This window comes from Bordetella flabilis, from assembly GCF_001676725.1.
GTDB lineage: Bacteria > Pseudomonadota > Gammaproteobacteria > Burkholderiales > Burkholderiaceae_B > Bordetella_C > Bordetella_C flabilis.
Window position 1 is genome coordinate 107,546 of record NZ_CP016172.1, and the last position, 12,829, is coordinate 120,374.

Annotated in this window: 12 protein-coding genes; 7 read left to right on the forward strand and 5 right to left on the reverse strand. The window is 65.2% G+C overall.

Annotated elements, in window-relative coordinates:
* Positions 1-15: 15 nt before the first annotated feature.
* From BAU07_RS00505 to BAU07_RS00515, 3 genes are read left to right on the forward strand one after another with little or no spacing between them, the layout of a single operon-like run.
* Positions 16-1,317, forward strand: a complete 1,302-nt coding sequence (locus BAU07_RS00505; RefSeq protein ID WP_066652598.1) for an ABC transporter substrate-binding protein — start codon at positions 16-18, stop codon at positions 1,315-1,317.
* A gap of 15 nt (positions 1,318-1,332) precedes the next feature.
* Positions 1,333-2,208 carry a carbohydrate ABC transporter permease gene (locus tag BAU07_RS00510; protein ID WP_066652600.1) on the forward strand — a complete coding sequence of 292 codons (876 nt, stop codon included), beginning with the start codon at positions 1,333-1,335 and terminating at the stop codon, positions 2,206-2,208.
* A complete protein-coding gene (locus tag BAU07_RS00515; RefSeq protein ID WP_232338214.1) occupies positions 2,205-3,152 on the forward strand; it encodes a carbohydrate ABC transporter permease in 948 nt (315 codons plus the stop codon). Before BAU07_RS00510 ends, BAU07_RS00515 begins: the two co-directional genes overlap by 4 nt.
* A 30-nt stretch (positions 3,153-3,182) precedes the next feature.
* Here the strand turns inward: BAU07_RS00515 and leuA are convergent, their stop codons facing one another.
* Positions 3,183-4,898: a 2-isopropylmalate synthase gene (gene leuA, locus BAU07_RS00520; protein WP_066652601.1), complete on the reverse strand. Its 1,716-nt coding sequence runs from the start codon at positions 4,896-4,898 to the stop codon at positions 3,183-3,185.
* 454 nt (positions 4,899-5,352) lie between these two features.
* Positions 5,353-6,027 carry a hypothetical protein gene (locus tag BAU07_RS00525; protein ID WP_066652603.1) on the reverse strand — a complete coding sequence of 225 codons (675 nt, stop codon included), beginning with the start codon at positions 6,025-6,027 and terminating at the stop codon, positions 5,353-5,355.
* 16 nt (positions 6,028-6,043) lie between these two features.
* Between BAU07_RS00525 and rpoN the strand changes: the two genes are divergently transcribed.
* Together rpoN and BAU07_RS26615 are read left to right on the forward strand one after the other, a co-directional pair.
* Positions 6,044-7,462: an RNA polymerase factor sigma-54 gene (gene rpoN / locus BAU07_RS00530; RefSeq protein WP_462935891.1), complete on the forward strand. Its 1,419-nt coding sequence runs from the start codon at positions 6,044-6,046 to the stop codon at positions 7,460-7,462.
* 93 nt (positions 7,463-7,555) lie between these two features.
* On the forward strand, positions 7,556-7,828 hold the full coding sequence (locus tag BAU07_RS26615) for a (2Fe-2S)-binding protein (protein WP_084025042.1): 273 nt from the start codon (positions 7,556-7,558) through the stop codon (positions 7,826-7,828).
* Here BAU07_RS26615 and BAU07_RS00535 read toward each other — a convergent pair.
* Positions 7,774-8,688, reverse strand: coding sequence for a LysR substrate-binding domain-containing protein (locus tag BAU07_RS00535; protein ID WP_066652610.1), 915 nt, complete (start codon positions 8,686-8,688; stop codon positions 7,774-7,776). The genes BAU07_RS26615 and BAU07_RS00535 overlap by 55 nt on opposite strands.
* 123 nt (positions 8,689-8,811) lie before the next feature.
* Between BAU07_RS00535 and BAU07_RS00540 the strand changes: the two genes are divergently transcribed.
* Positions 8,812-9,729 (forward strand): DMT family transporter, encoded by a 918-nt coding sequence (locus tag BAU07_RS00540; RefSeq protein WP_066652612.1) that lies wholly within the window; start codon positions 8,812-8,814, stop codon positions 9,727-9,729.
* Positions 9,730-9,954: 225 nt separating this feature from the next.
* The gene (bfr, locus tag BAU07_RS00545; RefSeq protein WP_066652613.1) at positions 9,955-10,431 is read left to right on the forward strand and encodes a bacterioferritin; all 477 of its coding nucleotides are present in this window, start codon (positions 9,955-9,957) and stop codon (positions 10,429-10,431) included.
* 58 nt (positions 10,432-10,489) lie between these two features.
* Here bfr and BAU07_RS00550 read toward each other — a convergent pair whose 3' ends face one another.
* Together BAU07_RS00550 and BAU07_RS00555 are read right to left on the reverse strand one after the other, a co-directional pair.
* On the reverse strand, positions 10,490-11,179 hold the full coding sequence (locus BAU07_RS00550) for a hypothetical protein (protein WP_066652618.1): 690 nt from the start codon (positions 11,177-11,179) through the stop codon (positions 10,490-10,492).
* A gap of 10 nt (positions 11,180-11,189) precedes the next feature.
* The gene (locus tag BAU07_RS00555) at positions 11,190-12,803 is read right to left on the reverse strand and encodes a peptide chain release factor 3 (RefSeq protein WP_066652622.1); all 1,614 of its coding nucleotides are present in this window, start codon (positions 12,801-12,803) and stop codon (positions 11,190-11,192) included.
* Between the last annotated feature and the right edge of the window lie 26 nt (positions 12,804-12,829).

A 12,829-nucleotide genomic window follows, 5' to 3' on the forward strand; every position in this document is an offset into this window, starting at 1 on the left:
ACCCAGGTAACCACTATGCGACGCACCGTATTGAAAAGCCTTGCCGCCGCCCTGGCCGGCGCGCTGTTGTCCCTGCCCATGCTGGCCCGCGCGCAGGCGCAGCCGGTGGATGTCGAGTTCTACTATCCCGTGGCGGTGGGTGGCCCCATCACCAAGATCATCGACACCATGGTGGCGGACTTTCACAAGGAAAACCCGGACATCAACATCAAGCCCGTGTATGCCGGTTCCTACCAGGACTCCATCGCCAAGGTGCTGACGACGATCAAGGGCGGCAGCAAGCCGCCCCAGCTTGCCGTATTGCTGTCCACCGACATGTATACGCTGATCGACGAGGACGCCATCGTTCCCATCGACACCCTGGCCGGCGACGCCGGCAAGGCCTGGCTGGGCGGTTTCTACGACGCCTTCATGCAGAACAGCCGCACCGGCGGCCATGTATGGGGCGTGCCGTTCCAGCGCTCGACCATCGTCATGTACTACAACAAGAACCTGTTCAAGGCGGCCGGCCTCGATCCGGAGCGGCCACCCGCAACCTGGCAGGAACTGGTCGATACGGCGACCAAGCTGACGAAGAAGGACGCGTCGGGCAACGTCACGCAATGGGGCCTGGAGATCCCGTCGGGCGGCAGCTTCGCCTACTGGCTGTTCCAGGCGCTGACGACGCCGAACGGCGCGATCCTGATGAACGACGCGGGCAACCAGGTCATGCTGGACAAGCCGGCGGTCGTCGAGGCGGCGCAGTTCTGGCGCGACCTGTCGGCCAAGCATGGCGTGATGCCGCCCGGCACCATCGACTGGGGCACCACGCCCAAGGACTTCCTGGAGAAGAAGGCCGCCATCGTCTGGACCACGACCGGCAACCTGACCAATATCCGCGCCAATGCCGACTTTCCGTTCGGCGTGGCCATGATGCCGAAGAAAGTCCGTGGCGGCAGCCCGACGGGCGGAGGCAACTTCTATGTCTTCAAGAGCGGCACGCCGGCGCAGCAGAAGGCCGCGCTGAAGTTCGCGCAGTGGGCGACATCGCCCGAGCGCGCCGCGGACTGGAGCATCGCCACGGGTTACGTCGCCGTAACGCCAGCCGCCTGGGAAACCGCCAGGATGAAGAAGTATGCGCAGGAAGTCCCGGCGGCCACCGTGGCGCGGGACCAGCTGGATGTCAGCGTGGCCGAGTTTTCCACGCATGAGAACCAGCGTGTCACCAAGCTGCTCAACGATGCGCTGCAGGCCGTCCTGACGGGCTCCAAGCAGCCGCAGCAGGCCTTGTCGGATGCGCAGCGCGAAGCGGACCGCATCCTGCGGCCGTATCGATAAAGGGCCGGGGTGCGCATGGACCGGAATGCGAAGGCCGTACATGGCTGGCTGCTATTGCTGCCGGCCATGGTGCTGCTCGTGGCCTTCACGCACTATCCGGCCATCTCGACCCTCTGGCACAGCTTTTTTTCCACGCCCAAGGGCCGCCGGCCGGCGGTGTTCGTCGGCCTGGATAACTATCAGGCCATGCGCGACGACCCGGTGTTCTGGCAGGCCTTGTGGAACAACCTGTGGTTCGCGCTGGGCACCATCCCCACCTCCGTCGCCATCGCACTGGTCATGGCCTTGTGGGTCAACCGCGGGCTCGCCGGCCGCGGCTTTCTGCGGCTTGCCTATTTCACGCCCACGGTCCTACCCATGGTGGCGGTGGCCAATATCTGGCTGTTCTTCTACACGCCGCAGTACGGCCTGATTGCGCAGTTCCTGCATGGTTTCGGCCTGTCCGGCATCAACTGGCTGGGTTCGCGCGAGACCGCCTTGCCCGCGCTGATGATGGTGTCGGTATGGAAGGAGGCCGGATTTTTCATGATCTTCTACCTGGCCGCGCTGCAAAGCGTATCGCCGTCGTTGCGCGAGGCGGCGCTGCTGGAGGGCGCGTCGCGTTGGCAGTATTTCCGGCGGGTGTTGTGGCCTCTGCTCATGCCGACGACGCTGTTTGTGCTGATCAATGCATTGATCAACGCCTTCCGCCTGGTCGATCACGTCGTCGTCATGACGCGCGGCGGACCGGACAATGCCAGTACGCTGCTGCTGTTCTATATTTTCCAGGTCGGCTTCAGTTTTTGGGACACCGCCTACGCGGCGACGCTCACGGTGGTGCTGCTGATCGTGCTGGGCCTGACCGCCCTGCTCAAGTTCCGCTGGCTCGACAAGAGGACCCATTACCAATGAAGCAGGCCCTGCCCGAGTCCTTGCAGCCGGCCGTGCCAGGGCCCTTGCAGCACGCGTCCGATGCCGGCGTAGTGCGGGGGCCTTCGGCGGCGCCGGCCACTGCGGCGGGGCGCGGCAGCGTCGCCGTCTTCGGACCCGGCCGCGGCGGGACGGCGCTCGATACGATAGGCGCGTGGCTGCTGGGCGTGCTGTGGATATTGCCCCTGCTCTACGCGGTGTGGGCGGCCTTCCATCCACCGGCCTACTCGACGCGCTTCGATCTGTTGGCGCCGCTTACGTTGGAGAATTTCCAGCGGGCCTGGGAGGCCGCGCCGTTCCCGCGCTATTTCCTGAACACCTTCGCCCTGGTCACCATGGTTCTGGCGGCGCAGCTCGTCTTGTCGACGATGGCGGGCTATGCCTTCGCCCGCTTCAATTTCCGCGGCCGCGACATGCTGTTCATGCTGGTGCTGCTGCAACTCATGGTCATGCCTGACGTACTGATCGTCGAGAACTACCGCACCATGAGCTGGCTGGGACTGCGCGACACCGTCTTCGCCATCGGCCTGCCGTACTTCGCGTCCGCCTTCGGCATATTCCTGCTGCGGCAGACCTTCAAGACCATTCCGCGCGAGCTCGAAGAGGCCGCGCGCGTGGAAGGCGCCAGCGGCTTGCAGGTATTGATGAAGGTGTATGTGCCGCTGGCGCGGCCGACTTATATCGCGTATGGCCTGGTGTCGGTCAGCCACCATTGGAACAATTTCCTGTGGCCGCTGATCATCACCAATTCCGTGGAAACGCGCCCGCTGACGGTAGGGCTGCAGGTGTTCTCTTCGACGGACCAGGGCATAGACTGGTCCGTCATCACCGCCGCGACCTTGCTGTCCGCCGCGCCGTTGCTGATCGCCTTCCTGCTGTTCCAGCGGCAGTTCGTGCAATCATTCCTGCGCGCCGGCATACGCTAGGCCGGCGCGCGGGCGTTCAAGTAAAGGCGCTCAGGCCTCCACCGTCTCCGCAGTGGCTGGCGCGCCGTTCTCTTCCCTCGCATTGAGGTGGCGGTTCACCGCGCTCAGCAGCGCCTGGAACGAGGCCGTCACGATGTCACGGTCCACGCCCACGCCGAAGCCGGTGGCAGATTCGCCCAGCCGCAGTTCGACATAGCAGGCCGCCCGCGTATCGGAACCGGCGCCTATCGCGTGCTCGTGATAGTCCATGACGCGCGCCGGCAGGCCCAGCGCGGCGACGAAGGCGGAGATCGCGCCGTTACCCTCGCCGGTGATCGTGCGGCGTTCGCCGTTGACTTCCACTTCCGCCTCGATGCTGAAGTGCTTGGCCTCCACCGCGCTCGGGTCGCCGGTAATGCGATGGCGGATCAGCTTCCATGGCTGCTGCTGGTCCAGGTATTCCTGCTTGAAGATGTCGTACACGTTCGCGGCGGTGACTTCGCGGCCGGTCTCGTCCGTTACGCGCTGGATGGCGCGGCTGAATTCGATCTGCAGGCGGCGCGGCAACACCAGGCCGTGCTCCTGCTCGAGCAGGTAGGACACGCCGCCCTTGCCGGACTGGCTGTTGACGCGGATGACGGCATCGTAGCTGCGGCCCAGGTCCGCCGGGTCGATGGGCAGATAGGGCACCTCCCAGACGCCGTCGGCCTGCTGCTGTGCGAAGCCCTTCTTGATGGCGTCCTGGTGCGATCCGGAAAACGCGGTAAAGACGAGGTCACCGGCATAGGGGTGGCGCGGGTGTACCGGCAACTGGTTGCAGTATTCCGCGCAACGGCGCACTTCGTCGATATCGCTGAAGTCCAGGCCGGGGTGCACGCCCTGGGTATACAGGTTCAGCGCGAGCGTCACCAGGTCGACGTTGCCGGTGCGCTCGCCGCTGCCGAACAGGCAGCCCTCGATACGGTCGGCGCCCGCCATCACGGCGAACTCCGCGGCGGCCACGGCGGTACCGCGGTCGTTGTGAGGATGGACGCTGAGGACGATGCTGTCGCGGCGCGCCATGTTCCGGTGCATCCATTCGATCTGGTCGGCGTACAGGTTCGGGCTGGTCGCCTCGATCGTGGCCGGCAGGTTGACGATCATCTTGTTGTCCGGTGTGGGCTGCCAGATCTGCGTCACGGCATTTACCACTTCCAGGGCGAATTCCGGTTCGGTCGTGCTGAAGACCTCCGGCGAATATTCGTAGCGCCACTGGGTTTGCGGATGGCGGGCGATGGCGGCCTTCACCAGTTCGGTGCCCGTGATGGCGATGTTCCGGATTTCGTCCTTGCTCATGTTGAAGACGATTTTGCGGAAGGCGGGCGCGACGGCGTTGTAGAGATGCACGATCGCGCGGCGGGCGCCGGCGGCCGCTTCGACGGTACGGGCGATGAGGTCTTCGCGGGACTGCGTCAAGACCATGATGGTGACGTCGTCCGGAATGCGGTTTTCATCGATGAGCTTGCGCACGAAATCGAAGTCGGTCTGCGACGCGGACGGAAATCCGACCTCGATTTCCTTGAACCCGATCTTCACCAGTTGCTCGAAGAACCGCAGCTTGCGCTCCACGTTCATGGGCTCGATCAGCGATTGGTTGCCGTCGCGCAGGTCGGTGCTCAGCCAGATCGGCGGCTGGGTGATACGCCGGCTGGGCCAGGTGCGATCGGCGTAGTCCTGCTTGAAGGGAGCGAACGGGCGATATTTTTGTGCGGGGTTGGCGAGCATCATCTGGTTTACCTTGGAGTGCGTAGCGTGAATTCCGGTGCGCGGCGTCGCCGGGAGGTCGGCGCCCATGCAGCTTCCCTTGCAAGAGGCCGTCGCATTGGTTTCGCGGCGGGCGGCTCGGGTAGGCATGCGCCTGGCCGGGCGGGCGGGAATTCCAGGTTTTAGCGGGGAAAGACGATGTGGCGCGAGGGCTGCCGAACTGCCACGGGGACGCTAGGTCCGGCAACCGATCGGTAGAGCTAGCGATAGCGCCAGGGCGCCATGCGGCACCGGGCCCGACGAGGCGTCGGCGGAGATCGCGGGACGCAGGCCGCCCGCCGGCGCGCGGAGGCGTCCGGTGGTCATCGCGAGGAAGGTGCGGTTAGCGGCCATGGAAGTGCAGGAAAGGTAAGACGCTAGTCAACCATATTTCCGGCTTGGACGCAAATAGAAATCGAGGGACGGGTGCCCATCGTCGTCAGCGCGTCGGACCGATGCGCGGTTCGATGGGTCCATCGGCCCCGTCCACGTCCAGCGCCGGGCGCCCCGCCAGGCGGCGTTCGCCGGTCCGGTCTGCCAGGCGCTCGCGGTCGGCGCGCGGGGCCGCAGACGGTGCCCCCGGGCGCGATATTCCCAGCAAGCCCTCCTGCTCGCGTACCATGGCGATCTTGCCGATACGGCCGTGGCGGATTTCCCACAGGGTGCGTTGCAGATCGCCCACCGTGAACGGCTCCTCCCGGTTGCCCCAGCACCAGCGCATGACGCCGATCACGTCGTCGCAGAGCTCCGCGACCAGGTCTGTAAAAGTATCGGCCGGCACGGGCACCACGCGAGCCGCCTCCAGGCTGCTGCGCAGCCAGCTCCGCACGATGAAGAAAACGATCAAAGACCAGACGATGGCCACCGCCCACCACAGATAAGGATTGATGCGGTTCAGCATATCGATCGTGGCCTGCCCGAGCGGGTGCAGGAACTGGTAATCCAGGGTGGCGCCGAAGGCCAGGATGCGCTGGGCCACCAGCAGCCAGACCGCCACCGCCACGGCGATCACGATGGCCCGGACGACGATTCGGGGGAATGCCAATTTGAGCAGTGTCTGGCGGATCAGACGGCTGTCCTGGCGTACGCGTTCGGGCGAAGTCGGATTCATCATGCAAAATATTGTACCTATGACTCGCCACGCCTTAGAACTCCGGCCAGGACAACATCTTGCCCTGACCCCGCAATTGCAGCAGTCCATCCGGATGCTGCAGTTGTCGACGCTCGACCTCGAGACGGAGATCTCACAGGCCTTGTCCGATAATCCGTTGCTCGAACGCGACGAAGACCCGCGCGGCGACGACGTCGATCCGGAACGCGAGGGCTCAGCCCATGACGACGAACCGGCACCAGAACGGGAAACCGGAGTCGACGAAATGCCGGGCGCCAAGGGCGTGTACTCGGACGACGACAGCGAGATGCCCGAACAGGCGCGCGCCGAAACCTTGCGCGAGCACTTGCTGGCCCAACTGTCGCTGACCCGCGCGGGTCAGCGCGATGCGGCGCTCACCGCGCTGCTGATCGACGAACTGGACGAGAACGGCTATCTGGCTTCGCCGTTGGACGAAATCCTGTCCTGGCTGCCGGCCGAGATCGAGGCCGACATCGACGAGCTGCGGGCCGCGCTGCGCTTGCTGCAATCCTTCGACCCGCCGGGCGTCGGGGCGGCCGACATGGCGGAATGCCTGGACCTGCAACTGCGCCGTCCGGACGTTGCCGTGCTTCCCGAGGCCCGCGATCCGGCCGTGCTCGCCTGTGCGCGGAGGATCTGCGCCGAACACCTGCCGCTGCTGGCCGGCAATGCCGCGCGCCTGCGCGAAGCGCTGCAGTGCGACGACGCCATGCTGCGCGGCGCGCGCGCCCTGATACTGAAACTGGATCCGCGGCCCGGCCGCAAATGGACGGTCCCGGCGGCGGACTACGCCATTCCCGATGTCATCGTGCGCAAGGGCCGCAAAGGCTGGCATGTGGTCCTGAACAGCGCGGCGATGCCGCGCCTGCGCATCAACGGGGTCTATGCACGCATGCTGGGCAACCAGCGCGAGGCCAGCCACGCCGCCCTGCACGCCCAATTGCAGCAGGCGCGGTGGATGATCCGCAACGTGGAACAGCGTTTCGACACCATCCTGCGCGTGGCCCAGGCCATCGTGAATCACCAGGCGGCGTTCTTCAGCCAGGGGCCGTCGGCCATGCGGCCGCTTATCCTCAAGGACATCGCCGGCGAGCTTGGCCTGCACGAATCCACCATCTCGCGGGCGACCACCCAGAAGTACATGCTGACGCCGTTCGGCACGATGGAGCTGAAGGATTTCTTCGGCGCGGGCGTCGCCACGGACAGCGGCGACGCCGCCTCGGCCACGGCCGTGCAGGCCTTCATCCGCCGCCTGGTGGCGGACGAGAACCGCGCCAAGCCGCTTTCCGACAATCAGATCATGCTGAAACTGGCCGAACAAGGTATTGTCATCGCGCGCCGTACGGTGGCCAAATACCGCGAAGCCATGCGCATCGCGCCGGCATCGGTGCGCCGGGCCCAGGCCGCAGCACGCTGACGGCCGGCCAGCCCGTTGCGCCAAAATCCCCCTGTTTTACGTCCCCGCTTTTTCTAGTTGATTGAATGCGAATAATTTTCGATAATTATTCTCATGTACGTTTGTGTCTGTAATGCCATCACCGAACGCCAGGTCCGCGCCGCCGTGGACGCTGGTGCTGCGACGCTCGATGACCTCCGGTTCGAGCTCGGCGTTGCCACGTGCTGCGGTTGCTGTTCCGACACCGCCGTCGAATATCTGCCCGGGGGACGCTGCTCCAGCGTTTGCGAGGCGCGGCCGCTGAATGTGCCGGCCGCCACGCCCATTGCCGATCAAACCGGCGCCGCGGCCAACACCTTTCCCATTCCCATCGTCGTCGCGGCCTGAGCGCTGCGGGGCGCCTGCACGCGCTCCGCATCGCAGAAAGCCCGCAGCAGCTGCGCCAGGTCGCGCGCCGCCTCCGGAGCGCCCGGGCGCAGGATCAAGGCCAGTTCCGTGGGAGCGACGGGCGGAAAAGCCTCGTCGATGATGCCTACCTGGTCTTCCAGCCCACGTTCATCCAGTAGGGCCACGCCCAGGCCGCCCCGCAGGGCGGCCTGGATGCCGGGCAGGTTGGGGCTTTCGTAGACGATGCGCCACCGCCGTCCCGCTCGCTCGAGGGCATGGATGGCGCGGTCCCGATACAGGCAGTGGGCCGGCCGCGTCACCAGGTTGACCGGCTGGCCCGCGTCCGGGACCGCCTGCGGCGTGCCGACCCAGCGCAGCCGTTCCGGCCAGGCGGCCAGGCAGGGGCCGGCGCCGGGCTCACGCTTGAGCAGGACGACATCCAATTCTCCGTCGCCCATGGCCCGGCCCAGCGGGGTGCTGAGATCGCAGCGCACGGATAGCCGGACCCGCGGCCGCGCGCGGGCGAAGGCCCCGATGATCTCGGTCAGCGCGCCGACGGCGAAGTCGTCCGGGAGCCCCAGCCGCACGATTTCCACTGGGTCCGCCTTGCCTATGGAGTCCTGCAGTTCGTCCGCCAGCGCCAGCATACGCCGCGCGTAGCCAAGCAGGCGCTCCCCCTCTTCGGTCGGTACGGCCCCGCGCCCTTCACGCCGGAACAATATGCAGCCCAGGCGTTCTTCCAGCTTGCGAATCTGCTGGCTCACCGTCGACTGCGTCCGGTGGACCCGCTCGCCGGCGCGCGTGAAGCCGCCGGCGTCCACCACGGAGACAAAGCTGCGCAACAGGTCCAGATCGGGCATGGCGTCCTTCCATCGAAGTTTCGAATACTTTCGATGTAAATAACGAATTTGTCAATGGATCGGCGCGGCAACACAATGCCTGCATTCGTTCCGAAGACGTATTCCGCCCTTGCCCGAGCCCCAATGAAAAGCCCCGCCGTGCCGCTATCCTCCGCTCCTCCCGTGCGCGCGCCGGTCGCATGGGGGCCCATCGCGCTGTTTTGCATCTTATGGAGTTCGGCATTCGCGGCGGCGAAGATCGCCTTGCGCGACTGTCCCCCGCTGACGCTGCTGAGCGCGCGCTTCTTCATCGCCGCGGTGCTGATGGTGGGGCTGGCATGGGCCTTGGGCGGCTTGCAGCGGCTGCGCTGGAAGGACGTGGCCTTGCTGGGGCTGCTCGGGGTGTTGAACAACGCGGTCTACCTGGGCCTGAGCTGGAGCGGCATGACCACTGTGTCGTCGGGGTTCGCAGCCGTCATCGTCAGCACCAATCCCCTGCTGATCGGCGCGGTGGCCGGGCCGCTGCTGGGCGAGCGCGTCAGTTGGCGCACGCTTGCCGGACTATGCCTGGGACTGGTGGGCGTGGCGGTGGTGCTGCGATCCCGCATGAGCGGCATGCACGAGGATCCGCAGGGCACGCTGCTCGTCATCGGCTCGCTGGTCGCACTGGTGGCGGGGACGCTGCTCTACAAGCGCTATACGCCGCGTGGCAACCTGTGGTTGGCCACCGGCATGCAATCCCTGGCCGGGGGGATCGCCCTGCTGCCTTTCGCCTTGCTCTACGAATCCCATCTGCCCGTGCACCTGACGCCCTCGTTGTTCTGGAGCATGACGTACATGATCGTCGCGGTGTCGATAGGCGGATTCGGCCTGTGGTTCACCATCCTGGGCCGGTCCAGCGCGACCTCGGCCAGTGCGCTGCATTTCCTCATGCCGCCGTTGGGCTTGCTGTTCGGGTGGGCGGTGCTGTCCGAACCCGTGGAGGTCATGGACATGGTCGGTATCGTCCCCATCGCGCTCGGCATCTGGATGGCGACGCGGCCGCCACGCCGCGCGGTCTGAACCGGCGACTTTGCGACCGCGCCGCGCGCAGCCCGGAAGGTCATCGGCGCCGCCTGGCATCCGGCGCTGCGAGCGCAACGCATGCCGCTAACGCCGACTCATTCTCATTGCGTTGCAATTTCCGCTTTCTTATAGCAATCGCAAAGCGATTTACCAAATGCGGTCCAGGGGTATGCCGGCGCGGCGCGCGATGGTAGTCTGCCGGGATTCGGCAAGGAGTTCATCATGCAAGGCGATAAAACCGTCATCCAGTTTCTCAACAAGCAACTCACCAATGAACTGACGGCGATCAACCAGTATTTTCTCCACGCGCGCATGTTGCGCCACTGGGGTCTGAACAAGCTGGGCAAGCACGAATACGAAGAGTCCATCGGCGAAATGAAACACGCCGACCGTCTCATCGAACGCATCTTCATGCTGGATGGACTGCCCAATCTTCAGGACCTGCACAAACTGTTGATCGGCGAGAACGTTCCGGAGATCCTTTCCTGTGATCTGAAGCTCGAACAGGGCGCGCAGGCAACGGTGAAGGAAGCCATCGCGTATTGCGAATCGGTGCGTGACTACGTGTCCCGCGATCTCTTCCAGGATATCCTGGACGATACCGAAGAGCACATCGATTACCTGGAAACGCAGATCGGGCTGGTGGACCAGGTGGGCTTGCAGAACTATCTGCAAAGCCAGATGGAAGTGTCCGACTGATCCAGCTTGGCCGCCCGGCCGGCCGTTCAAGAGGGGCGCCGTATGGCTCTGCGGCGCCTCAGGGGCGGTTGGGACATTCCGGGATGGTGCCCCAGGCCTGATTCGGCGCACAGTACTTGTTGCGCGCATTCCACGAGCAGGTCGGCCGTTCGAAGAACCCTGCATCGGCGCATTGCGCCAGTTCCCGCCGCAACGCATCCTGCCAGCCTTTCTGGCCCGCGCCGGCGGACGCCTGTTGCTGCGGCGCCGGCATATCGACGGACTGGATCATCGGCTGTTGGCTGACATTGCGCGATGCCTGGATCTGCGCGTACTGCTGGGCGGATTGCTGGGTCTGCGCCTGCTGCGTCGCCAGGTCCAGCGTGGTGACATCGTTCGGCCCCGATGGCAGATCCGACTGCGTGGCAGCCGCGAGCTGGCGCGCCTCGTCCATCGTGATGTTGTTGCGGGAGATCTGCACCGAAGGATCTTTGACGGTGTCGAACAGGGACACGGTAGCTACGGTCCAGTTGGTACCCGTGGGCCGGTCAGGCACGCCCAGTGTGCCGTCGATACGGGGCTGCGGAGGCTGCGCCGTGTAGGGACGGCCATCCGCATCGAGGATGGGTTCCTGGTTCGCGTCCGTTTGGCCCGGCGTACGGGTGGCCGCGGGCGCATGGGCCACGAGCCAATCACCGAACTGGATGCCGCCCCACGCGGAGGCGCCCAACGCCACCAGCAGCGTCGCGAACAATACTCGCCAAGACATTCCTAACCTCTCAAGCTTGCGCCCTGTCGCCGAAAACCCGTCCGCCATGTTCGCGCATCGCGTGGAATTTCACATCCGGATACAGCTCCTCGGCGACACGTAATTGCGCGGGCGAGCCGATCAGAAACGCGGCCGCGTCCACCACATCATAGGCGATATGTGCGGCATTGGCATCCATGAACTTGCGTAGCGCACGGGGGTCTTCGGCGGTAATCCAGCGGGCCATCGTATAGCGCGACGGCATCAAGCGGGCGTCCGCGCCGTACTCCGTTTTGAGCCGGTGCTGCACCACTTCGAACTGCAATTGGCCGACCGCGCCGAGCAGCATGGCGCCGCCCGCGGCCACCGGCCTGAACACCTGGATGGCGCCTTCCTCGCCCAACTGGGCGAGGCCCGTGCGCAGCTGCTTGGTCCTGAGCGGATCCTTCACTTCGACCGCCTGGAACAGCTCCGGCGCGAAGAAAGGCAGTCCGGTGAATTGCAAAACTTCGCCTTCGGTCAGGACATCGCCCAATTGCAGTACGCCATGGTTGGGGATGCCGATGACATCGCCTGCATACGCCTCGTCGAGCAGCTCGCGGCGCTGCGACAGGAAGGACACGACGTTGTTCGGGCGCATTTCCTTGTTGGTGCGGCAGACCTTCAGGCGCATGCCGCGTTCGAAGCGGCCCGAACTGACGCGCACGAAGGCGACGCGATCGCGGTGCGCAGGGTCCATATTGGCCTGCACCTTGAAGACGACGCCCGTGAAGCGCGGCTCGTCCGGTTGCACGACACGTTGCAGCGCTGGCCGGGGGCCCGGGCGCGGCGCCAGTTCGACCAGTGCGTCCAGGACTTCCTGCACGCCGAAATTGTTGATGGCCGAGCCGAAGAAAACGGGCGTCTGCCGACCCGCCAGAAAGGCTTGTGCCTCGAACGCGGGCGCCGCTTCGTTGATCAGGCCGATCTCGCCATGCGCTTGCTCGAAGGCATGGGGAAAGCGGCGTGCAATCTCCGGGTTGTCCAAGCCCTGGATGAATTCGTCATCCTGCCCGCGACGTTCCTGGCCGGGGCGGAAAATACGCATGCGGTCCTGCCGGATGTCGAACACGCCGCCGAAGGATTTGCCCATGCCCACCGGCCATGAGAATGGCACCGCGTCCATGCCGAGGTGGGACTCGATCTCGGCCAGCAGGTCCAGCGGTTCGCGGACTTCACGGTCCATCTTGTTGATGAACGTAATGATCGGCGTGTTGCGTGCCCGGCAGACCTGGAGCAGGCGCTTCGTCTGCGGTTCCACGCCGTTGGCCGCGTCGATCACCATCAGGGCCGCATCGACCGCCGTGAGCACGCGGTAGGTGTCTTCGGAAAAGTCCTGGTGGCCCGGGGTATCGAGCAGGTTGATCACGCAATCGCGGTATTCCATCTGCATGACGGAAGACGCCACCGAGATGCCGCGCTGCTTTTCGATTTCCATCCAGTCGGAGGAGGCATGCCGGCTCGCCTTGCGGGCCTTCACGCTGCCGGCGATCTGGATGGCGCCTGCGAACAGGAGCAGCTTTTCGGTCAGCGTCGTCTTGCCGGCGTCCGGGTGCGAAATGATGGCGAAGGTCCGTCGCCGCGCGACTTCTTGAGGAATATTCATAGGACGGAAATTTTACAGTCCGCTGG